This is a genomic window from Eisenbergiella porci (genome assembly GCF_009696275.1).
GTDB classification, from domain to species: domain Bacteria; phylum Bacillota; class Clostridia; order Lachnospirales; family Lachnospiraceae; genus Eisenbergiella; species Eisenbergiella porci.
This window is the reverse complement of record NZ_VUMI01000002.1, coordinates 63,584-84,520: the sequence shown is the minus strand read 5'-3', so window position 1 is coordinate 84,520 and position 20,937 is coordinate 63,584. Positions and strand designations below refer to the sequence as shown.

At 49.8% G+C, this 20,937-nt stretch carries 19 protein-coding genes; 9 read left to right on the top strand and 10 right to left on the bottom strand.

Annotation, left to right across the window (positions count from 1 at the left end):
- Positions 1-170: 170 nt before the first annotated feature.
- Both glgD and FYJ45_RS01570 read right to left on the bottom strand, forming a co-directional pair.
- Positions 171-1,313, bottom strand: coding sequence for a glucose-1-phosphate adenylyltransferase subunit GlgD (glgD, locus tag FYJ45_RS01575; protein WP_021638339.1), 1,143 nt, complete (start codon positions 1,311-1,313; stop codon positions 171-173).
- Positions 1,307-2,515 (bottom strand): glucose-1-phosphate adenylyltransferase, encoded by a 1,209-nt coding sequence (locus FYJ45_RS01570; RefSeq protein ID WP_154463152.1) that lies wholly within the window; start codon positions 2,513-2,515, stop codon positions 1,307-1,309. Before FYJ45_RS01570 ends, glgD begins: the two co-directional genes overlap by 7 nt.
- A gap of 194 nt (positions 2,516-2,709) precedes the next feature.
- On the opposite strand from FYJ45_RS01570, the gene FYJ45_RS01565 reads away from it, so the two are divergent.
- Together FYJ45_RS01565 and FYJ45_RS01560 are read left to right on the top strand one after the other, a co-directional pair.
- On the top strand, positions 2,710-3,351 hold the full coding sequence (locus FYJ45_RS01565; protein WP_154463151.1) for an alpha/beta hydrolase fold domain-containing protein: 642 nt from the start codon (positions 2,710-2,712) through the stop codon (positions 3,349-3,351).
- Between the two features lie 138 nt (positions 3,352-3,489).
- Complete coding sequence (locus FYJ45_RS01560) at positions 3,490-3,960, top strand: DUF6320 domain-containing protein (RefSeq protein WP_195841603.1); 471 nt, start codon at positions 3,490-3,492, stop codon at positions 3,958-3,960.
- Between the two features lie 197 nt (positions 3,961-4,157).
- Here the strand turns inward: FYJ45_RS01560 and FYJ45_RS01555 are convergent, their stop codons facing one another.
- Positions 4,158-4,334 (bottom strand): hypothetical protein, encoded by a 177-nt coding sequence (locus tag FYJ45_RS01555; protein ID WP_154463150.1) that lies wholly within the window; start codon positions 4,332-4,334, stop codon positions 4,158-4,160.
- Between the two features lie 171 nt (positions 4,335-4,505).
- Between FYJ45_RS01555 and FYJ45_RS01550 the strand changes: the two genes are divergently transcribed.
- Positions 4,506-5,696 (top strand): PucR family transcriptional regulator, encoded by a 1,191-nt coding sequence (locus FYJ45_RS01550; protein WP_154463149.1) that lies wholly within the window; start codon positions 4,506-4,508, stop codon positions 5,694-5,696.
- Here the strand turns inward: FYJ45_RS01550 and FYJ45_RS01545 are convergent.
- The 5 genes from FYJ45_RS01545 to FYJ45_RS01525 form a co-directional block, all read right to left on the bottom strand.
- A complete protein-coding gene (locus FYJ45_RS01545; protein WP_025488899.1) occupies positions 5,691-6,242 on the bottom strand; it encodes a sugar O-acetyltransferase in 552 nt (183 codons plus the stop codon). The genes FYJ45_RS01550 and FYJ45_RS01545 overlap by 6 nt on opposite strands.
- Positions 6,243-6,355: 113 nt before the next feature.
- Complete coding sequence (locus FYJ45_RS01540; RefSeq protein ID WP_154463148.1) at positions 6,356-7,030, bottom strand: zinc dependent phospholipase C family protein; 675 nt, start codon at positions 7,028-7,030, stop codon at positions 6,356-6,358.
- 28 nt (positions 7,031-7,058) lie between these two features.
- A complete protein-coding gene (locus tag FYJ45_RS01535) occupies positions 7,059-8,486 on the bottom strand; it encodes a serpin family protein (protein ID WP_207708381.1) in 1,428 nt (475 codons plus the stop codon).
- A gap of 618 nt (positions 8,487-9,104) precedes the next feature.
- The gene (locus FYJ45_RS01530; RefSeq protein ID WP_154463146.1) at positions 9,105-10,217 is read right to left on the bottom strand and encodes a slipin family protein; all 1,113 of its coding nucleotides are present in this window, start codon (positions 10,215-10,217) and stop codon (positions 9,105-9,107) included.
- Positions 10,218-10,854: 637 nt separating this feature from the next.
- Entirely contained in the window at positions 10,855-12,090 is a 1,236-nt protein-coding gene (locus FYJ45_RS01525; RefSeq protein WP_154463145.1) for an RtcB family protein, read from the bottom strand.
- A gap of 560 nt (positions 12,091-12,650) precedes the next feature.
- On the opposite strand from FYJ45_RS01525, the gene FYJ45_RS01520 reads away from it, so the two are divergent.
- Positions 12,651-13,940 (top strand): WYL domain-containing protein, encoded by a 1,290-nt coding sequence (locus tag FYJ45_RS01520; protein ID WP_154463144.1) that lies wholly within the window; start codon positions 12,651-12,653, stop codon positions 13,938-13,940.
- 93 nt (positions 13,941-14,033) lie between these two features.
- A complete protein-coding gene (locus FYJ45_RS01515; RefSeq protein WP_154463143.1) occupies positions 14,034-15,020 on the top strand; it encodes a WYL domain-containing protein in 987 nt (328 codons plus the stop codon).
- On the opposite strand, the gene FYJ45_RS01510 is transcribed toward FYJ45_RS01515, so the two are convergent.
- Both FYJ45_RS01510 and FYJ45_RS01505 read right to left on the bottom strand, forming a co-directional pair.
- Positions 15,002-15,844 (bottom strand): CPBP family intramembrane glutamic endopeptidase, encoded by an 843-nt coding sequence (locus FYJ45_RS01510; protein ID WP_154463142.1) that lies wholly within the window; start codon positions 15,842-15,844, stop codon positions 15,002-15,004. The genes FYJ45_RS01515 and FYJ45_RS01510 overlap by 19 nt on opposite strands.
- Before the next feature lie 16 nt (positions 15,845-15,860).
- Positions 15,861-16,016, bottom strand: coding sequence for a hypothetical protein (locus FYJ45_RS01505; protein WP_195841601.1), 156 nt, complete (start codon positions 16,014-16,016; stop codon positions 15,861-15,863).
- Positions 16,017-16,527: 511 nt separating this feature from the next.
- On the opposite strand from FYJ45_RS01505, the gene FYJ45_RS01500 reads away from it, so the two are divergent.
- The 4 genes from FYJ45_RS01500 to FYJ45_RS01485 all read left to right on the top strand — a co-directional run bounded on the left by FYJ45_RS01500 (position 16,528) and on the right by FYJ45_RS01485 (position 20,854).
- On the top strand, positions 16,528-17,316 hold the full coding sequence (locus FYJ45_RS01500) for an ABC transporter ATP-binding protein (RefSeq protein WP_154463141.1): 789 nt from the start codon (positions 16,528-16,530) through the stop codon (positions 17,314-17,316).
- A gap of 10 nt (positions 17,317-17,326) precedes the next feature.
- Positions 17,327-18,130 (top strand): ABC transporter permease, encoded by an 804-nt coding sequence (locus FYJ45_RS01495; protein WP_154463140.1) that lies wholly within the window; start codon positions 17,327-17,329, stop codon positions 18,128-18,130.
- A gap of 4 nt (positions 18,131-18,134) precedes the next feature.
- Positions 18,135-18,989, top strand: coding sequence for an ABC transporter permease (locus FYJ45_RS01490; protein ID WP_330588481.1), 855 nt, complete (start codon positions 18,135-18,137; stop codon positions 18,987-18,989).
- A gap of 518 nt (positions 18,990-19,507) precedes the next feature.
- Positions 19,508-20,854 (top strand): ATP-binding protein, encoded by a 1,347-nt coding sequence (locus FYJ45_RS01485; RefSeq protein ID WP_154463139.1) that lies wholly within the window; start codon positions 19,508-19,510, stop codon positions 20,852-20,854.
- The last annotated feature ends 83 nt before the right edge of the window (positions 20,855-20,937 follow it).

Here is a 20,937-nt window from a genome sequence, read left to right as displayed (position 1 = left end):
TAAAAAATACCCGGGCTGCAGGGCCTTTTCCGGTAAAGGAATGTCCGCCGCAGTAAATCCGGGATATTTTTTCCTATCCTGCAGCTGTTTAAGAAAAAACCGCCGCAGGATTCATTTTTCAGTTTATTCAGGCCGTCCTGCCCGCATATCCGGCAAATAACTGCCTGATATCATACCACCTGATACTTCGCCACATAAACAGGGAAGCTGTCCGTTCCCTTGATTTCCTTATCGGCAGTAATGGTCACATTCTTATCCGAGATAATGTATTCCACATTCACTCCCGGTTCAATCACGGTATCCTGCATCAGCACACAGTTCTTTACCTTTGCGCCCTTTCCTACCCTGACGCCACGGAAGAGAACGCTGTTTTCCACTTCCCCTTCTATGATACAGCCGTCAGCGGCCATAATATTTTTCGCCTTCGCTCCTTTTATATAGCGGGTCGGGTTGTCGTCACGGATTTTGGTGTAAATATGGTTGCCGCCGAAGAGCGCGTCCAGGTTTTCCTCGTCCAGAAGCTTCATATTTTCATCGAAATAGCTCTTAATACTGCTGATACGCGCAATATAACCGCCGAACTTATAGCCGCGCACATTCAGCTTATCCAGCTGGGGCGCCAGGATATCCCGCTCAAAATACACATAGCCCCTGACAAACGCGGCGGAGATCTGGCTGATCAGCAGCTCCCTTTCAATAATATAGATGTTCAGGGACAGGTTCTGAATCCCCGGCTCCTCCGGATTGATCTGGATTTCCCTGACACGTCCGTCCTCGATATCCAGGGTATAGTACAGATCCTTATTCACATCGAAGGGTTTGATCAGCCCCTCCGGGATTTCCTCCTGGGCATAGGCCAGGGTCACATCGGCGCCGCTTTCAATATGGGCATTCAGCATGGCCTTGAAATCAAAATTGGCGGCCAGGTTAGCCTCGGACATAATCACGTATTTTTCCTTCTGATCCTTCAGAAAGTCCAGAATGCTTGCCAGCGCCTCCACACGTCCGTTGTAGACCTTCACCGTTTTTTCCGCAAAGGGGGGGACGATGTTCAGCCCGCCGTTTTTACGGGTCAGATCCCATTCACGCCCGGAACCCAGATGGTCCATAAGAGAATGGTAATTCTTGCGGACAATCACGGAAATGTTGTCAATTCCGGCATTGACCATGCTGGACAACACAAAATCAACCATCCGGTAACGCCCTGCAAAGGGAATGGAGGCCATCAGACGCTCCGCAACCAGTTCAGGTACCAGGGAATCATAGCTGTTGGGAAAAATGATGCCGAGTGCATTTGCATTGGAGTTTACCATTCTACTTCACCGTCCTTTACATTATGATCGATCATGGCATTGGGGCCTATCTTGGCGCCGTCGCCGATATACACACCTGCCCCCACCGTGGCCACGCCGTTTTCCGCGCCCTCAGGCATGGCGCCCACTTCGGCATTTTCACCGACAACCACATTTTCCGCAATGATGCAGTGCTTAACCACCGCGCCCGCCTTGATCACCGTGCCGCCCATAACAACCGCATCCTCCACATCTGCGCCAGGCTCCACAATAACGCCGGCAAACAGGACCGAATGCTTCACATGGCCGCCGATACGGCAGCCGTCCGTAATCATGGAATTCTCCACCTCAGCCTCGGAAGAAATCTTGTGGCCGGTCATACCGCTGTTCCTGCTGTATATTTTCCAGTTATCGTCAAACAGGTTGATTCCGCTGTGCTCCGGATCCAGGACCTCCATATTGGCCTCCCACAAAGAGGCGATGGTTCCCACATCCTTCCAGTATCCGCTGAAATGATAAGCATACATCTCACGGCCATCACGCAGCAGGCTGGGAATAATGTTGTTGCCGAAGTCATTCTCCGATTCCGGATCCGCCTCATCCTCTATGAGATACCTCTTAAGCACGTCCCAGTTGAAAATATAGATACCCATGGAAGCCAGGTTGGATTTGGGATTCTTCGGTTTCTCCTGGAATTCGGTGATCTTATCGTTCTCATCCGCCACCATCAGACCGAAGCGGGAAGCCTCCTCCCAGGGCACTTCCATGACGGCCACGCTGAATTCCGCGCCCTTTTCCTTATGGAACCTCAGGAAATCACTGTAATCCTGCTTGCATATCTGATCTCCTGAAAGAATAATCACATATTCCGGATTATAGCGTTCAATAAAAGGAATGTTTTGATAAATCGCATTGGCAGTTCCCTTGTACCAGTCCGATCCGGATGCCTTCTGGTAGGGCGGCAGGACATGCACTCCGCCGTAAAGACGGTCCAAATCCCATGGCTGACCGTTTCCTATGTACTCGTTGAGCACCATGGGCTGATACTGGGTCAGGATTCCCACCGTATCAATACCGGAATTCACGCAGTTGGATAACGGGAAATCGATGATACGGTATTTTCCGCCAAAAGGAACTGCAGGTTTGGCCAGCTTCTGCGTCAGGGCATACAATCGGGAGCCCTGGCCGCCGGCAAGAAGCATCGCAATCATTTCTTTTGCCATAAATGTTTCCCCCTGTTTTCTAATTTCTTATGTTAAAATTGTACCACATAATGACAATTACCGACAGCCTTTTGTGCAATTTAAGCAAAAATTTTTAGCTGTTTTTCGACCGTACATTTACAATTCCAGCCCGGGGTGTTATTCTTTTCGTAAGAAAAGGAATTCTGCGGCGCAGAATATGGGTAAACTTACAGATGGCAATCAACAAAGCGATGCGCACCGTCCTCAAGGCGCTGTCCTACGGCGACATTAACGTACAGTCCTCCGGGGCTTTTGCCAATATCAAGGCAATCGATCCGCTGAAGCGTTTTTACAGGACCATAGACACGAAGATCTACAATGGAGACTATGAGGTTCCCACCCGCATCTATCTGCCCGGCGGGGGCGAATTCATGCCGCAGCAGCAGATCCTGATCTACCCCGCCGTAAACAGCGATTACTCGGAAGCCTCCCCTTTCCCCTCCGTGCAGGAAAACGGAACTGATTTCCTGCTTACCAGGCAGAAGCTCTGCCAGTATCTGGAATATTACCAGGGTACGGAGGCCGACCGGCTGAATCCTTATTTTGCCCCCATCCTTGCACAGGATCTCTCCCGTCAGCCCCGGACGCTGATACTTACGTCCCAGTTCGATCCCCTGCGGGATGAAGGGGAAGCCTACGGAGAACGGCTCCGGGAAGCCGGAAATGAAGTGGAAATCCACAGAATCAAGGATGCGCTGCATGATTTTTTCGCCCTTGGCATCAAATATTACCACGTACAGGAAATCCTCACCCTCATCAATCAATTTCCAGCAATAAAAAAGATACGCGGGTTTTCCGCTTTTACTGTGAATTAAAGGAGCCTGTGGAAGGTAAAGCCCTGCAGGCGGCCCTGGATAAAACCATGGAAAAATATCCGGTTTTCCTGTCCGTCATGCGCAAAGGCCTGTTAGTGGTTTTCCTTCTCCTGCATCGCCGCTGCCTGCGCAGCGGTTATGGTGAATCTGATTTTCACGCCCTCCCTGCGCTGGTCCGTCTATGTCATCGGCGGCGCCCTGAGCATGTGGCTCGCGCTTGCCCTGGGCTTTTTCAAACGGCATAACCTGCTGAAAAACGCCATCTGGCAGATGCTTCTCCTGCCTACCGTATGTGTGATCTGGGATCTGTGCACAGGCTGGCACGGCTGGTCCGTTGACTATGTGCTTCCTGCGGTCTGCATGCTTATCCAGCTTTCCATGCTGATTATCACAAAGGTGCAGAAGCTGCCAGTGCAGGAATATATGATCTATTACATTTTAGCCGGCCTTATCGGACTGCTTCCCGCCCTGCTGCTGGCGCTGGGCGCGGCGCAGGTGGTATATCTCTCCGTGCTCTGCGGCGGCATCAGCTTCCTGATGCTTACCGGCCTGCTGATCTTTAAAAGCAGGGATATGTTTACTGAATTGTACAAAAAGCTGCACTTTTAGGCCTGCTCCTTCAGGTCGTTTTGTGATGGAAGGCCATATATGGCATATCCAACCGCCATGCTCACAAGGTCAAATTACTGCCGGGAAACAGAGTCCCTCCCTTCGCCCGATAAAAATAATGCCTCCGGACACCAGCTGTCCGGAGGCATTATTTTTCGTTGTAATATTTTCTCTTTTTGTATTAAAAGCACAAATTTTTATCTTTTGTTCTGTTTTCTTCCTAACATTTTCCTAAGGAAGGGTTCTCCCTTCACAAATATCTGTCCGAAGTTCTCACAGTTGTAAAAACGCTCTGTGGTCACCCATTCCGGGTACATGTTTTCCTGCTTAACAATCAGGGAATTGTTTGTGATATCAAAGCTGAATGCGTTCATAACATAACCTCCTCCGGTACGTCTGCTTACGTTCCTTTTCAATTACAATATATAATTATATGGACTTTTCGTCCATAATCTGGTAGTCTGAAAAAAACGGCATGTTTATGTACTATCAGTACATATTTTGAGGTTCTGGCTGCATTGACATCAAAGCATGGGGGAAATTGTATGGCAATCCGATTCTGGGAAATTTACGAAGAGACAAAAGAGAAGTATAAGCTGCGCATTTTAGCTGGAAAAAATGGGATGGACAACGTAATCGGCTGGGTGCACATGCTTGAGGATGAAACAATAATCAACCGTTTCAGCGGAGAGGAGCTGGCTGTCACCACCGGACTGAAGGCCCGGATTGACGGCTGGCTGCTTCATCTGGTCGCTTCCATGAAAAAGGCGGAAAGCGCCGGCATCATCATCAACACGGGAATGTATCTCAAGCAGGTGCCCCGGGATGTTATCGACTGGTGCGAAGCGCACAATTTTCCCCTTCTTGAAATGCCCTGGGAAATCTCCATCACCGAGCTGACCCAGGATTACTGCATGCGCATCATGCAGCAGGTGAGGAAAGAGGAACAATACGGAATCATGTTTGAACGGCTTCTCAAGGGTAAGGATGTCCCTGATGACTTCCTGGAGGAAATCGGGATACGCTACCATCTGGACGGCACCTTCCGTCTTTTCTATATGCAGCCCCAGTATACGGCGGAGGAAAAGGTCCTGTTCCGCCAGGCCGCGCTGAAGCTGGAAAACGTGTTCGGCCTGTGGCAAAACGGGACGAAAATCCGCTATCCCTATTTTCTCATGGACGTAAAGGAATACTACGTCCTGGCCGTCAATGATTTCCCGGAGGAATCCGTGGCGGAACTGACCTTACAGATCCGGACCATTTTTTCCTATTTCTTTGAAAGGAAGCAGCTTTGTCTGGGAATTGGCCCGGAATGCCACGGCATACGGAACTTAAGCCGCGCGCTGGGCCGCGCGCGTATTGCGGCCCAGATGGCTCTGCGCATGGAAAAGGATGTGGTTGACTTTGATCAGATGGGCTTTTTCGGCATCCTCTTTTCCTCCGATGATCCGGAGATTTTAAAGGACTATGCCGACAGGCTGCTTGGTCCCCTGGAGGAATATGACCGGCTTCATCATTCCGGCAGCGGCGAAACCATCGGCTATGTGGAAACCCTGCGCAGCTATATCGCAAATGACCGCAGCCTGATCGGGGTTTCCAGGGACACCTACACCCACCGGAACACGGTAAATTACCGGATCCAGAACATAAAAAGGCTTCTGGACAATGAGCTGAAAACTACTGCCGATCTTTTTCCCTATCAGGTTGCTTTTTGTATCCGGGATATGAAATTATAGCGTACGGATCACTTTGCAGGGATTTCCAACGGCTAGGCTCCTGGGCGGTATGTCCTTTGTGACAACACTGCCCGCTCCGATTACGCTGTCCGCTCCGATTGTTACGCCCGGCAGTATAATGGCCCCGGTGCAAATCCAGACGTTGTCGCCAATCGTAACCGGATGTGTGTATTCCAGCCCGGCCACCCGCTGCTCTACATCCATTGCATGCTCTTCCGTTACAATGCACACATCCGGCGCGATAAATACGTTGTCGCCAATCGTAATCTTACCGCTGTCCATAAGCTTACCGTTTACGTTCATGAAAAAATTTTTGCCTACCGTAGTATTGTAGCCATATGTACAAAAAAGCGGCTGCTCCACGACACAGTTTTCCCCCGCTTTGCCCAGCAGGCCGCGTATGGCTTCCTGCCGCGCCTCAAGATCCAGCGGATGCAGATTGTTGTACTCGTACAGCTTTTTTACAGTCACTGCACGGTCCGCCACAAGCTCTGGGTCGCCGGGCTGATATAACAGGCCTGCATATGATTTTTCTTTTTCCGTCATTTTGCTCCTATCCGCGCTTAACCGCGCCTGTAGATTATGTTGCCTGAAGGTTGGGCGATTGAAGCGTACTTCTTTCTATACCTTCCTATTATAAATATTTGGCAGTTGCGCTTTCAGTATACTACAGATGCTTCATGAATGGCAGGGCCATCCATGGAGATGTGTTGTTGTACCTTTGCCACAAAAACCTGCATATCCCCTTCACACAGATAGGGATATTCCCGATCCAGATCTTCGTGAGGCTCTCTGTAAAAACCCGTAATATAAATTCTACGTCTGTCAAAAGCATCCTCGGCAAACTCCTCCATAAAACAGTTCTGAAAACCAACCGCATTTTCATACTCCAGGAACGGTTGGAAATCAGGGTGGTTTCTGATAAAAAGATGGTCCAGATCGTACCAGTCCTTTTTGAAGGTCCATATGGCCTCCATCCTGTCCCTGTCGTAAAGTTCCCGGTGCTTTTCTATCGTCGGATACACCACTTCATCGCGCCACAGCTCATCCGTAAGCAGGTGCACATAGTATCCGAGGAAAAAGGATTTCGCCTTTTCTCCATAGGCAGCCCATTTTTCCCCGGTCATATATTTATTCAGGAATTTAGGGATATCAATCTCTCCGTCCGTTTTAAAATGCGAGGTATTGGTATCCGGTGTGAAAACCAACCAGTCCTCATTGGGAACGCCGCTGTCAGGAGCGATATTACCCACAATAAACTCCTGCCGTTCCAGCTTGGGAAATACTTCAAGCATCTGTTCCGCAACTCTTAAATGAACCATCCATGTTGCCATTATTTTTCTCCTCCTATTTTTATGGTAATCATTCCGCTGCCGGGTCTTCCACGATTCCTATAAATATAGGAAGATCCGTTTCCTTATCTACAATGGCATAAAGGAAGGGGCGGTCCAGAATCACATTTTCAGTTACCGTATATGCTCCTCCGGCCTCCATTTCCACTACCGTGGCCGCCCCGGCTTTTGTCCCCAGCTCGTCCACTTCAATATACGTCTTATGAAGTATGCGGCTGATACTGATATTCCCGCCTTCACAGCTGCCGATTCCTGAAAAATCAGCAAGACCGGAATCAAAGGCCAGCGGCATTCCCATTCCTGCCAGGGTATCCGACAGCTCCAGGCTCGATTCTCCCTTAAATTTGGGAAGCGCGGTTTCCACTGCCGCTTCTGCAGGGCTGGTAAACATATTCCGCAATGCTTCCCCATCCAGCTGCCTGATATATTCCTGCAAAGTCCATCCTTCCTCCGGGAGAATCGCTGCAAAGTAGTATCCTGATGCATAGGGCCTGCAAAAACCAACAGCGTGTTCTCCCTTCAAAAATACGGATTCCATGGAATACATCATGGGAACCTCGCTTTCGCTGCCATCCTCCTTCGTGAAAGTCCCGTTCCCCACCTGACTGGATTGATAGGGTTGTTCCCATTTTGCATCGAATGCCGCTGCATTTACAAGATACATGATGGCTTCCCTGGGAATTCTGTCAAGGATGTCCTTTACCATTCCGTCCGTATTCTGTTCCACCCATTGATTCAGCTCCTTGCAGGCGGCTTCATCGAAGGGAGCGCCATAAACTGATGCCCCGGATTCCAACGCATTTCGTTTCAGGAACTCAGCATCCGGCTGAAACTGTTCATTTTCCGTGTTGATCCAGACCGAATTGGCCAGCTTCATTTCGGCGCCGTCCGCACTTGGCAGGCCTTCCGCCCAGGAAAGCAGCTGTTTTCTCCCCTGCTCCGGCTCCATTCCCGGATACATGGTCATGCCCATCTGCTCCAATGTCCCTGTTCCTGCCCCAATCCGCGTCATTTCCAGCGCCTGAAGGACGGAAATGGGCGCAATCATGAGATTGCGCGTTCCATCAGCCTGCACGGCGTCGGCAGCTTCTCCGCTGGTTTCTGCCTCGTTGTTTTGTACCTCGCTGGTTTGTACTTCATTGGTTTGTATCTCACTGTTTACGGCATCCCTGAGCAGTCCAAGAGAAAATTCACAGTAAGCCCGGGCGAAATCTTCTCCGATCTCTACGGTTTCATTTTTTTTGCTTCCGCTGCGATATTCCTTTGTCAAATCCATGGTTGATGCAGGCAGCTGTGAGGCTTTGCCGCAGGCGGGTACTGCCGCTGCAATAAGAGACAACAGCAAAAGGAGAACCGGAAGTCTTTGTGTTTCGGAACATTTGATGTGTTTTTTCAGCAGAAATGTTTTTTTATGGTTTGCTGGAGATTTTCTTTTCATCATTCCTCCCATCTGCACATGGAACGCGCGGGTGTTTCTTGTTATGTACTCATCTGGCCGAGCTGTATTACTATTTTAAAGAAAGGCGCATTATCCGATTAGCCGGAAAATCCGTCCTGAATTCTTCTCTTTTTTATTTTACCATAAACAAACTTTTTTGCATTTTTTATTGGGAATATTAATACAAAATTAAAAGAATCATAAGTTGTGCTAAGCTTTTGCCTCCATCGACGGCAGGTGTCCCACAAACTGTCTGAACATCCTGTAAAAATGAGCCCTATTGGAAAATCCGCAGGCTTCGGCCGCCTACCGGATACTGCAGTTTTCCGCCAGAAGCATCCGCCGCACGCCGTCGCAGCGAACAGACTGTATCGCCATTACAAAAAAGGCAGAGGAAAAAACTTTCATGTTTTTGCCCGCCACGTGCTACGTTATTCCGGATTCTACCAAAGAATCAAAGAGGTTCCGGAGGCGGTTGAAAGCCATTTGATTGTGAAAGCTTGTGAGAAATCAAGAAAGCTGGATGGGGAATGTGTTCCGGTACATGGGAACAACCTTTAATACCGGAAGTATCAGGGGATAGATAAATGGCCCCGGCAGAGGCGCCGCGCTGTTTTTTCAGGAAACATCGCGGCCTGCCGCCAGCTCCGACAGCTGATCCAGAACGCTTTTTCCGCCGTTCAACGTAATGCTGCCCACCTTATCGCAGATTTTTTCCAGATACTCCATTTCCTTCAGGCGCATCAGCGTCCTGTTCTCTTCCATCAGCTTCGCCGTGTTCAGAAGGCTCCTTGTGGATGCCACCTCCTCCCGGCGCATGATGACGTTGGCCTGGGCCTTTTTCTCCGCTACCAGGACGGTGTTCATGATTTCACGGATTTCTCCCGGGAGGATGATGTCCTTGATGCCTGCATTTACGATTTCCACGCAGTATTCCTCTTGTCCCGCCTTCATTTTTTCCAGAATGACAGCAGACAGCTCTTCTTTCTGATTGAGCAGTTCATCCAGACGGAAACGGCCTACCTGTTCCCTGAGCAGCAGCTGGGCCCTGGTGTAGAGGAGGCCTGATACGCCATCCACCTTTTCCACCAGTTTTTCCGGATTGGTGATCCGGTAGTTTACCACCAGGTTCAGGCGGATGCCCACCTTGTCGGCAGTAAGGATTTCCTGTCCTGAAATATCCAGCTGCTGGATTTTCATGTTGAAAATCTTGCAGGTTACTTCCCGTCCGTAATTCCAGAAATAATAGGTGCCCGTGGCCAGCCTTTTTTCGTAGTGCATATCAAAATACAACAGACCTGTTTCCCCATCCTTGATGGTGATTTTTTTATAGAATTTTACAGGCATCAGGTCCATATAGATGCGGGGAAGGGTGTCTTCCATGCAGGGCTGGGTGATATCCACCAGTTTGAATTCGTTTTTTTCATAAACGTTCCAGAACAGGGTTTCCGCCTTTGTAAGCACTTCCTTGTATGCCCCGTTGACAAAACGGATGGCAATGCATTCGTCCGGCACAGCGGCTTTTACCACACGTGCAGAAAACTCCTTATCCTGCATGAGGATATTCTCCGGAATGCCGCAGGTTTTTACCTCCCCGCTCATTGGCACGATCTGTACGTCATAGCCAAGGGCTTTGGGATATGTATATTTACCGGCAGCCAGAAGGCGCAGAAACTTTCCGTTGCGGCAAAGATAGCCGGCTTCCTGTTCTTTGATAATATAGTGTGTCATAGCAGCACTTCCTTTCCATATTTATTTGCTGCCAGACAGCAATTTCACAACATATCAGTCACTTGGACTGCTATTGGATTTTTGCTGCAGGCCGCATGATTTTTTCTTTTTTGAAAAAAGATATCTGCCCCGTCCCATCCCTTTTGTGCGGGTCCTTCCTTCAGTTTCTCCGGGACAAGGCGATCGTAAGTCCGGCGGCGCCGGCCCGTATATCGCCTCAGACAGAGGCGGGAAATCAAAGGTGCTGATTCCCGGCGCTGTTTCCAGGAAAACGGTATCCGAAGGGACGCTGGCTCAAAAGGGACTGCCTTTTTCGGAAAATCCGGCCGGTACCTGCCGTTTTGCCGGCATTTCCTTCCTTTTTCCCGGGCCGGAACGGGACAGTTCTCTTTTCCGGTTGGTTGAAACATTGATAAGATGTTTCTGAATGATTGCTATACCAGCTTAGCTACGTGACGAAGCACGGTGGGATTCGAACCCACGACACATCATGTCTTTTAGCGTATCCGTTTTTTGCGGATATCATCTATGCCCACTGCCCGGCATGCCATTCTGTCAGAGACAAACGGCACCATTGAGGCGCGCTGCAGCGTCCGGTTTTCCCGGATACGCTACGGCAGGCGAACCTCAGGCAGTTTCAGCCTTTCACTACTCCTATGGTTTTCAGCCGTTTTACCGGCACCACCAGATCTGTCTGGTTATCCATGACCTCTTCAATATTTTTATAGGCGAAGCGGCTTTCCTCGGCCACGTCGCTCTTGTTCTTTTTTCCAAGAATCACGCCTGTTTTCTGCAGATCCAGAATTACCTCCTCGCAGGTAAAGGCCTGCATGGCGCCCTTTCTGGAATACTGGCGGCCTGCTCCGTGGGAGGAAGAACAGAAGCTGTCGGGATTTCCTTTCCCCATCACCACATAGCTGTAGCTCCCCATGGCCCCGGGAATCACCGCCAACTCACCGTTTCCGGCCCGTACGGCGCCCTTGCGGTGCACCCACACATTTTTTCCAAAATGGTTTTCCAGCGCCGCATAATTATGGTGGCAGTTAATATCACCGGAAAATTCCAGCTGCAGATCGGTATATTTCCCAATCCATTTTTCCAGAATCGCCTTCACGGCCAGAAGCATTTTCTCCCGGTTTTCCCTGGCAAAATCCATGGACAGCTGCATCCAGTGCAGATACTGCTTCCCTTCCTTCGTATCCACTGGCAGAAAAGCCAGCCGGTACTCATCGGGCACCTCGCTGTACCATCTCCGGTTCAGTTCCCGAGCCTTTGTATGGAAGTAATCGCACACGGATTTTCCGAAATGACGGCTTCCTGAATGAAGCATCACGGCCAGATAGCCATTATCATCCTCCTGAAGCTCAATAAAATGATTTCCGCCTCCCAGCGTCCCTATCTGGAAATATCCCGCTTCCAGCTGTCCCAGAAGCTCGGCGTCCTCCTCATATTTTTCCATCTCCTCAAAGGCCATATCCAGGGTATAGCACGGCATTACGGTCTTATGATGACCAAAGCCCACTGGGATATTGCGCATAATATCTCCAATAATCGCCTGCAGCAGGCTCCCGTTTCCGGTCATCCCCCCGCGGATATCCCCCACCTTAATGTTCGTTTCCGTATAAGCCATGCCGCAGCCGATATCAACGCCCACCGCATTGGGAATCACCACATCCTCCGCCGCAATCACACCGCCGATTGGCATCCCCATCCCGGTATGCGTATCCGGCATCAGGCTCACCCACTTATGTAAAAACGGAAGTCTTGAGAGATGATACGCCTGCTCCATGCACCCCTTTTCCAAATCGCTTTCCTCTTTCAGCCAAACCTTTACCGGAACCTTCATGTTATCAGGTTCATACATAACAAACATATCTTCATCCCCTTTCCAATTCTTTTTGTGTTTGTATAGGTATCTCGGTTACATGCTCATTTTATGGGTTTTGGAAATTTTTATCATTTAAAAAAAGTTGCGAGGATCGTATAATTTGAATATAGTCGGTATCCTGGGGGCGGCTGTCCGGTTCCTGTGTCCTGGCTGCATCCTCCCGGGGGTGGTGTCTGCCGGTTTTCCGGGGCGGCTGCGGGATATTTTCCAAACCATGGGAAAAAACGGTGATGTTTCTTACTGCTCCCAAACGCCGGGATTCTGCCGTCCTTAGCGGCTTGTCTGACGACACAGCCGTTCACAGCCACCACAGCCGTCAGTAGTTGTGGCTGGCTGCGGAGGAGTTTTGGCCGCGTTGGCAAAATCCCGGCGTTTGGGAACAGTTAGAAACATCCCGTTTTTGAGGTGGTTTGGAAAATATCCCGCAGCCGCCCCGGAAAACCGGCGGACACCAACCCCGGGAGGACGCAGCCAGGACACAGGAACCGGACAGCAGTGCATAGATTCGGCATTTTGAAAAATATACCCGACACAGGAGCTTTGCCATGAGCGAATTTCAGGAATTAATTAAGAATTTTGATAAAATAAGGGATTATATGCGCCAGTTCTATGTTTATGGGTTTAAGGTGCGCAGTGACTTTGATGCGAAGAGCGCCAGAACCTATGATAATGAAAGGCGGCGGGTGGAAAGCTGGCTGGGGGAGTATACGAAGGCCGGGTATACGGGGAAGGGGAAGCATGTATATATCAGCGTGGATGGGAAATCGGTGGCCGGGAACCCTCTGTTTGCCGCGTGGAAATCCAAAAGCTTTACGGATAATGATCTGCTGCTGCATTTTTTTATCCTGGATCTTTTCATGGAGCACAGAGAGGGGCTGTCGGCGGGGGAGGTCTGTGATGAAATTTCAGACGTTTATGGTTGTGTGTTCGACAGCCAGACGGTGCGGCTGAAGCTTCGGGAATACGAGAAACTCGGGCTGCTCGTTTCTGAGAAAAAGGGGAAGGCGCTGGTCTACTCCACGGCAGACGGTTTTCTGGAAGGGCCGGAGGACTCCGGTATCCGGGAACGTCTGCTGGATGCGGTGAAATTTTTTCAGGAGGCCGCGCCCTTTGGCTTTGTGGGAAGCACGCTGTTAGATCAGGCCGGGGAGGAGAATTGTTATTTCCAGTGGAAGCATCACTTTATTGTACATACGCTGGAGGACGGGGTTCTGGCGGAGGCGCTGTCCGGAATCCGGGAGCGGCGGCGGATTTGCATGGATGTTAAGGGCAGCCGCAGCAGACGGATGTCTTCCCTGGAGGGCGTGCCGCTGAAGATTTTTGTCAGCACGCGGACCGGAAGGCGGTATTTATGCGTTTACCAGGAGATGGGGCGGCGTTTTAACAATGTGCGCCTGGATTGTATTGTGAAGCTGCGCCTGTTGGAGGCATGTCCGTACTATGAGGAGCTGGTTGAAAAGCTGGCGCGGAATCTGGCGCATTGCTGGGGTGTTTCCTTCGGCGGCAGTAATTCCCGGCTGGAGGAGGTCGTAATCAAGCTGTGGATTGATGAAAAAAAGGAGCCTTACATTATAAACCGGCTGACCAGAGAGGGCCGGGGCGGTGAGGTTCTGAGGATACGGGAAAATGAATATCTTTACAGCGGCGCTTTTTTTGATACCAATGAAATGCTTTCGTGGGTGAAAACCTTTACCGGAAGAATTCTGGATATACAGGGCAGCAGTCAGGCATCCATAGATAAAATTACGGTTGACTGGGAACGGATGTACCGGATGTACTGCAGCGGGGATGGCCTGGGGCCTTCTGAGGAGGAAGAAAAGGACGAAGACTGCTGAGAGGACGCGGGCGTACCGGAAAGCCATAGTGTGGGAACGCGCTGCGTTTACAGGATTGCCGCAGTTTGAACCGGAATGCGGAAGGGAATTGCAATGGAATTATTTCATGAAATATACAGCTGTTATTTTGATGTGGTGCGGCGGATTCTGGCGGAGGCGCAGGATACGCCTGTTTCCGTAAAAAGGATGGAAGAAATCGCTTTGTCGCATGGCTTTCAGGAGACGGCTCTTGCCATTCTGCCGAAGCTGACCTCAGGCGCCTGGCCGTTGCTTGAGGAAGCTGGGGAAAAGGAGTATCGTTCCAGGCTTTCCCAGGCTCCCCGGACGCCGTTAAGCAGCCTGCAGAAGTCGTGGCTGAAGGCGCTTCTTCGGGATCGGCGAATCCGGCTGTTTCTTACGGATGAGGATATCGCCAGGCTGACCCGGGAGCTTTCCCATGTACAGCCGCTGTACAATGACGGGGATTTTCATTATTATGATCGGTACACGGATGGGGATCCTGTGGAATCGGAGGTGTACCGGGCACATTTTCAGACAGCGCTTTGTGCGCTGCGGGAGGGGAGAATCCTTCTGGTCACCTATGAAGGAAAGGAGGGGCAGACGCGCAGCTTCGAAGCGGCGCCTTATCAGATACAGTATTCTTCCAAGGATGATAAGTTCCGCCTCTGTTGTCTGAAGTACAGCCGCGGCGCCTTTCGTATCAACACGCTTCTGAATTTTGCAAAAATCAGGGAATGCCGGCTTTCCTCCGAACATGTCCCGGATTCTGTCACCGGATACAGATTCCAGCCGGTAAGCCGGGCTGCGGAGCCTGTGCTGCTGCAAATCAGCGGCGAACGTAACTCTCTGGAACGGTGCATGCTCCATTTTGCCAGCTATGAAAAGCATACGGAATATGATGAGGAAAACGGCTGCTGGCTCTGCTCGATCTATTATGATTCGGCGGATGAAACCGAGCTTTTGATTGATGTGCTTTCTTTCGGGCCCGTGGTAAAGGTACTGGGGCCGGAATCCTTTCTGACGCAGGTGAAGGAACGGGTGAAGAGGCAGCATAAGCTGCTTTACAGGATGGAGCTTTGAGATTTTCCTGCTTTACCGCCCTTTATCAGCTGCAGGAAGCATACCACGCTGATAAAAAGAAGCGCCGCACAAATCCACGGCCTTGCCAGCGCCCCGCCCAGGCCTGCCGCGTCGATAAGAAGGAACACGGTTATGTTCCCTATCCCATGGAATATCATGGGCGCCAGCAGGGTTCCCGTATGTTCCATCGTCCATGCAAGCACGGTTCCCAGAAACGCTGCATAGATACCCTGCACCAGATTCCCGTGATAAATTCCAAATATCAGGCCGGAAAAAACCATGGCCGCCGGAGCCCCGAAGATATCTCTTGCTTTTCCATAAATGATGCCCCGGAAAACCAGCTCCTCGGAAAAAGGCGCTGCCAGGCCGTAAAGCACTATCCCCAGCCAAAGCGGCACATCGGCCTGGGCCCGGGATACCTCCCGGAACGTTTCGGAAAACCGATCCAGCTGCAGAAATGCCATAAGGATATTCAACCCCAGCGCCAGCGCCGCCGCCATGATAAAAAACGGCAGTATTTCTTTCCGATCCGTCCGTTTTGCGGGCCGAAAATGAAGAAACGGCTTCCATAGCGCAAAACAGGCCAGCCCTCCGGTGAGAATCATAATCAGGTTTGCAAGCCCCCCGGTCAGACCTGAATTCAGCATTTCTTCCGCATTTTCCCCGCCGCCGATAAGCGCTCCTGCCAATAGCAGGCCTGCCATTTTCCCTGCTTCATACACAAGCAGAGCCCCCAATACGGAAAAAAGCGCTCTATACACCGTATTTTTATCTGCACGGCCTTTTATATTCTTTTCCGTCTCTTTCTTTCCGCCGATTCTCATATCCGCTCCTGTCAGCTCACATTTTTCCTTCTAATAAAAATAAGCCCAAATCCTCTACACTCTCCGCAATATACTCCGCCCCGGCTTCTTCCAGCTCCCCTTCCGGCGCATATCCATAAGTAACGCCGATTTGATGAAGCCCATATTCTTTTCCGCTATATCTTTTTCCCACTATAGCAAAGTTCGGTACGGAAGTCAAAAATCTTTATTGAACCTTTTTAAATGAAGCAGGAACTGTTCAGCTGCAATAAAAATACAATATTTGGGATAATTGCACAATTTTTATCCTTTATTTTTGTACGTTATTTTCTCGACTCCTATACGGCGAAATGCTATTCTATAAGTCCGTTCATAAATAAAAAATGACGGTTCTGATAAATTCAGACAGTGATGCTGTGCTCCAAGCAGCCTCTCATTGTTCTTTATACAGGGAGCTATCCCCGTTTCTTAATCGGTACCTTCTGAAGAAGGAAATACCGGTAAAATTTCTTTTTTGTTCCTGTTATGTTTTTAATTCGTATACATTATTATGTGTTCTGACTTAGCGCACTATTGTGGTATTCTCCCGATGCCGCCGAACTGCGGTTGACCTGCCACATTTTTGCCCATTTTACGGCCACATTGAACTAATACCGGTCGGAAACACTGCAATGTATACCACCGGAAAGGGGTGACTTTTTTACATGATCGAAGTGTCGCATATCACCAAGACCTACCGTGTTGCCAAGCGCGACGCGGGCTTTATCAACGCTTTTCATAGCCTGTTCCACCGTGAATATGAGGAAATCAGGGCGCTGGACGATGTTTCCTTTACGATTCAGGACGGAGAAATGGTAGGCTACATAGGGCCAAACGGGGCCGGAAAAAGCTCCACAATCAAAATCCTCAGCGGAATTCTGACGCCGGATAGCGGGACCTGCGTCATAAACGGCCGGATTCCCTGGGAAAACCGCATCCGGCATGTGGCAGATATCGGCGTAGTTTTCGGACAGCGTTCCCAGTTGTGGTGGGACGTGCCTGTGGCCGATTCCTTTGAGCTTTTAAAGGATATCTACCATATTGATGATGCCGTTTACCGGAAAAACAGGGATGAACTGACGGAGCTGTTAAATCTGTCCGAGCTTCTGCGCACGCCTACCAGGCAGCTTTCCCTGGGCCAGCGGATGCGCTGTGAAATCGCGGCCTCTCTCCTGCATTCTCCAAGGCTTCTTTTCCTGGATGAGCCGACAATCGGGCTGGACGCCGTTTCCAAGCTGGCTGTCAGGGATTTTATCAGGCGCCTTAACGCAGAGCACCACACCACGGTGATTCTCACCACCCACGATATGCAGGACATCGAAGCACTGGCAAGCAGGATTCTGCTTATCGGGAAAGGCAGGATCCTTATGGACGGCACGCTGGACGATATCCGCCGGGGCGGTGAAAGCATTGACGAAACCGTGGCCTCCCTCTATCAGCAGTATGATATTTAGGAGGGCGGCCATGAAAAAATATCTTTCCTTTTTCCGCCTGCGTTTTAATACGGGGCTGCAGTATCGGGCGGCAGCCCTGGCCGGGATCGTCACGCAGTTTTTCTGGGGAGTTATGGAAATCCTTACCTTCCGTGCTTTTTATGACTCGGATCCCTCTTCCTTTCCCATGACCCTACAGGCCACAAGCTCCTATATCTGGATGCAGCAGGCATTTCTGGCACTGTTTATGGCCTGGCTCATGGAAGGGGAAATTTTCGAATCCATTAAAAACGGGAATATTTCCTATGAATTATGCAGGCCCTTTGGAATCTATAATATGTGGTTTTCCAGAAGCCTGGCGACAAGGCTGTCACGCGCCGTACTGCGCTGTTTTCCCATTCTTCTTATAGCGGTTTTCATCCCGGCTCCCTACGGGCTTGGCGCGCCGGCAGGTCCGGCCTGCTTCCTTGTGTTCCTCCTGACGCTGGCATTGGGGCTTTTGAATGTGGTGGCCTTCTGCATGATCATTTATATGCTCTCGTTTTTTACCATTTCGCCGGATGGCATACGGCTTGTTTCGCTGTCTATGGTGGAGTTTTTCCAGGGGGCAATCATTCCGCTTCCTTTCTTTCCCGATGCGGTGAGAAAGGTGATGGAACTGCTGCCCTTTGCCGCCATGCAGAATGTGGCTCTGCGGGTGTACAGCGGGGATTTGGCAGGGGCGGCATTGCAACGGGCTGTTATTCTGCAGATTTTCTGGTTTTTCGCCATGCTGGCATGCGGTAAGGCACTGGAATACAGGGCAATGAAAAAGATCGTGGTGCAGGGAGGGTGAGCGTATGAATATGGCAATTCATAAAAATCAGAATGGGCCGGACGGGAAACTGTTTGAAGGGCTGATTAAAAGACTGGCCGGCAGCCTGCATTTATATAAGCAGTATTTTATGATACAGCTCAAAAGCACCATGCAGTATAAAACCTCCTTTTTCCTGACTGCCCTTGGGCAGTTTCTGGCATCCTTTAATGTGTTTCTGGGCATGTATTTTATGTTCCAAAGATTCCGAAACGTGAGGGGCTACGGCTATGGCGAGGTGCTGCTGTGCTGCGGTATCCTTCTGATGGAATTTTCCCTGGCGGAGACATTTGCAAGAGGGTTTGACCAGTTTTCCTCCATTATTGGGAATGGAACCTTCGACCGGATTATGGTGCGTCCCCGCAGTTCGGTGCTTCAGGTGCTGGGACAGCGCATTGAGTTTACGCGGCTGGGGCGTATGGTACAGGCTGTGATTATTTTTGCTTACAGTCTTTCTGTGGGTACGGTTGACTGGAGCTTTTCCAGAATCGTGGTCCTTATTTTTATGCTCCTTGGAGGAACCGCTTTGTTTGCGGGAATTTTCCTGATATATGCGGCTATTTGTTTTTTCACGCTGGAAGGGCTGGAATTTATGAATGTGCTCACGGACGGGGCAAGAGAATATGGGAAATATCCTTTTGATATTTATGGGAAGAAGATTCTTCTGTTCGCAACCTTTGTGGTTCCTTATGCCTGTGTGCAGTATTATCCGCTGCTTTTCGTGTTGGGGCGGGGAAAATGGTGGTATGGGCTGCTGCCGGGGGCAGGGGTGGCATTTCTGCTGCCGTGTTATCTGCTTTGGCGGGTGGGTGTGAGGCATTATAAGTCTACGGGATCTTAAAACTGCTTTGGCTGAACAGTTATATACTGACCTGCTGAACAGACAAACTGCGAGCCTTAATTTTATTGAAAATAACTGTTCAGCAGGTCAGCGCATTTACTGCGTTGACCGTAAGAAAGTGATTCGAGAGTGCTAAAATCCATCGCCAAAGGCGATTTAGGATGGATTTTAGCAGTAACTGTGAGGGGTACTGAACAGTTACGAAAATTATATGCGGTACCGCTTCGATAAGCTTACCATCCTGAATGCTTAGGTTGTTTGGCAGTCCTTGAACACTACTTTATATCCCTGGTCAATTTCCTCTTGATTACTATGTTAAGAGGACTGGATTCCATTGTTAAATGGAACGCAGTCCTTTTTTTGCATTCTCGGTACAAATCTTCATATAAAAATGTGAGTTACTACACCAAAAAGTTATTAATTATGTGGGATCCTTGTAATTTCAATATGAATTGCATATAATAAAAGTGTGATTTATAAACACATAAATATCAATAAAAGTGTGATGGAGGGTATCTATGGAACGATTGATTTTGAAAAAGCTACTGGAATGGAAAAATTCTCCCTACCGTAAACCACTGATCTTAAAAGGCGTACGGCAGGTAGGCAAGACCTGGATTCTTAAAGAATTCGGCAGATGCTATTATGAAAATACAGCTTATTTTAACTTTGATGAAAATGAGGAATACAGGCAGTTTTTTGAAACTACCAAGGATGTGGAGCGGATTCTACAAAATCTGATGTTGGCCAGTAGTCAGAAGATTGTTCCTGAAAAGACCCTCATCATCTTCGATGAAGTTCAGGACTGCCCCAAGGTCATCAACTCCATGAAGTATTTCTGCGAGAATGCACCGCAATATCACATTGCCTGTGCAGGATCTCTGCTTGGCATTGCTCTGGCGAAGCCTTCCTCTTTCCCCGTAGGTAAGGTCAACTTCATGCAGATAGATCCCATGACCTTTACAGAATTCCTGCTTGCCAATGGCGACGAGAATCTGGTGAAGTTTCTGGAAAGCGTAGATACGCTTGGGCCAATCCCCGATGCTTTCTTTAACCCTCTTTATGAAAAACTCAAAATGTACTATGTGACTGGCGGTATGCCCGAACCTGTTCTTATGTGGACGCAGGCACGGGATGTGGCCGCCATGCAGGAAGCCTTGTCCGGAATCATCGGTGCCTACGAACGGGACTTCGCCAAGCATCCCAATATCAGCGAGTTCCCGAAGATTTCTATGATCTGGAGATCCATACCGTCCCAGCTGGCCAGGGAAAACAAGAAGTTTATTTACAAGGTCGTCAAGGAGGGCGCAAGAGCCCGTGAATATGAAGATGCCTTACAGTGGCTGGTAGATGCCCGTCTGGTGCATAAGATATACCGAAGCTGTGCTCCCGGCCTGCCAGTGGCTGCCTATGATGACCTTTCTGCCTTTAAGATCTATCTGGTAGATGTGGGTCTTCTCCGCCGTCTGGCGCTGCTGGCACCTACGGCCTTTGGCGAAGGCAACCGCCTGTTCACCGAATTCAAGGGCGCATTAACCGAGAACTTTGTGCTTCAGACCCTGGTAACCCAGTTTGAAGTGGTTCCCCGGTACTGGACGCAGATCAATCCTCCTTATGAGGTGGACTTCCTTATTCAGCGGGAAAATGACATTATCCCCGTGGAGGTCAAGTCTGAGACCAATACTACCAGCAAGAGTCTCAAGAAATTCAAAGAACTGTTCCCGGATCAGGTGAAGCTCCGTGTCCGGTTCTCTCTGGATAACCTAAAACTGGATGATGATATGTTGAACATCCCATTGTTCCTGGCAGACCAGGCGGATCGATTGATTGGGTTGGCTTTAGAACTGCGAAAAGGTGTGATGTAGCCTGTCCTCGCAAAGCTAGTCACTCCACCGCACCTTCCACACCTGAGCAGAACATATGTAATACAACAAGAACCATCGGCTAT

Coding starts and splice junctions, on each gene's coding strand:
- FYJ45_RS01555 (WP_154463150.1), bottom strand. CDS start 4,334: ATGAACGCATTCAGCTTTGATATCACAAACAATTCCCTGATTGTTAAG.
- FYJ45_RS01525 (WP_154463145.1), bottom strand. CDS start 12,090: ATGTTTGTTATGTATGAACCTGATAACATGAAGGTTCCGGTAAAGGTT.
- FYJ45_RS01485 (WP_154463139.1), top strand. CDS start 19,508: ATGGAACGATTGATTTTGAAAAAGCTACTGGAATGGAAAAATTCTCCC.
- FYJ45_RS01535 (WP_207708381.1), bottom strand. CDS start 8,486: ATGAAAAGAAAATCTCCAGCAAACCATAAAAAAACATTTCTGCTGAAA.
- FYJ45_RS01515 (WP_154463143.1), top strand. CDS start 14,034: ATGGAATTATTTCATGAAATATACAGCTGTTATTTTGATGTGGTGCGG.
- FYJ45_RS01570 (WP_154463152.1), bottom strand. CDS start 2,515: ATGGCAAAAGAAATGATTGCGATGCTTCTTGCCGGCGGCCAGGGCTCC.
- FYJ45_RS01510 (WP_154463142.1), bottom strand. CDS start 15,844: ATGAGAATCGGCGGAAAGAAAGAGACGGAAAAGAATATAAAAGGCCGT.
- FYJ45_RS01490 (WP_330588481.1), top strand. CDS start 18,135: ATGAATATGGCAATTCATAAAAATCAGAATGGGCCGGACGGGAAACTG.
- FYJ45_RS01560 (WP_195841603.1), top strand. CDS start 3,490: ATGGTGAATCTGATTTTCACGCCCTCCCTGCGCTGGTCCGTCTATGTC.
- FYJ45_RS01540 (WP_154463148.1), bottom strand. CDS start 7,030: ATGGCAACATGGATGGTTCATTTAAGAGTTGCGGAACAGATGCTTGAA.
- FYJ45_RS01530 (WP_154463146.1), bottom strand. CDS start 10,217: ATGACACACTATATTATCAAAGAACAGGAAGCCGGCTATCTTTGCCGC.
- FYJ45_RS01565 (WP_154463151.1), top strand. CDS start 2,710: ATGGCAATCAACAAAGCGATGCGCACCGTCCTCAAGGCGCTGTCCTAC.
- FYJ45_RS01550 (WP_154463149.1), top strand. CDS start 4,506: ATGGCAATCCGATTCTGGGAAATTTACGAAGAGACAAAAGAGAAGTAT.
- FYJ45_RS01520 (WP_154463144.1), top strand. CDS start 12,651: ATGAGCGAATTTCAGGAATTAATTAAGAATTTTGATAAAATAAGGGAT.
- glgD (WP_021638339.1), bottom strand. CDS start 1,313: ATGGTAAACTCCAATGCAAATGCACTCGGCATCATTTTTCCCAACAGC.
- FYJ45_RS01500 (WP_154463141.1), top strand. CDS start 16,528: ATGATCGAAGTGTCGCATATCACCAAGACCTACCGTGTTGCCAAGCGC.
- FYJ45_RS01495 (WP_154463140.1), top strand. CDS start 17,327: ATGAAAAAATATCTTTCCTTTTTCCGCCTGCGTTTTAATACGGGGCTG.
- FYJ45_RS01545 (WP_025488899.1), bottom strand. CDS start 6,242: ATGACGGAAAAAGAAAAATCATATGCAGGCCTGTTATATCAGCCCGGC.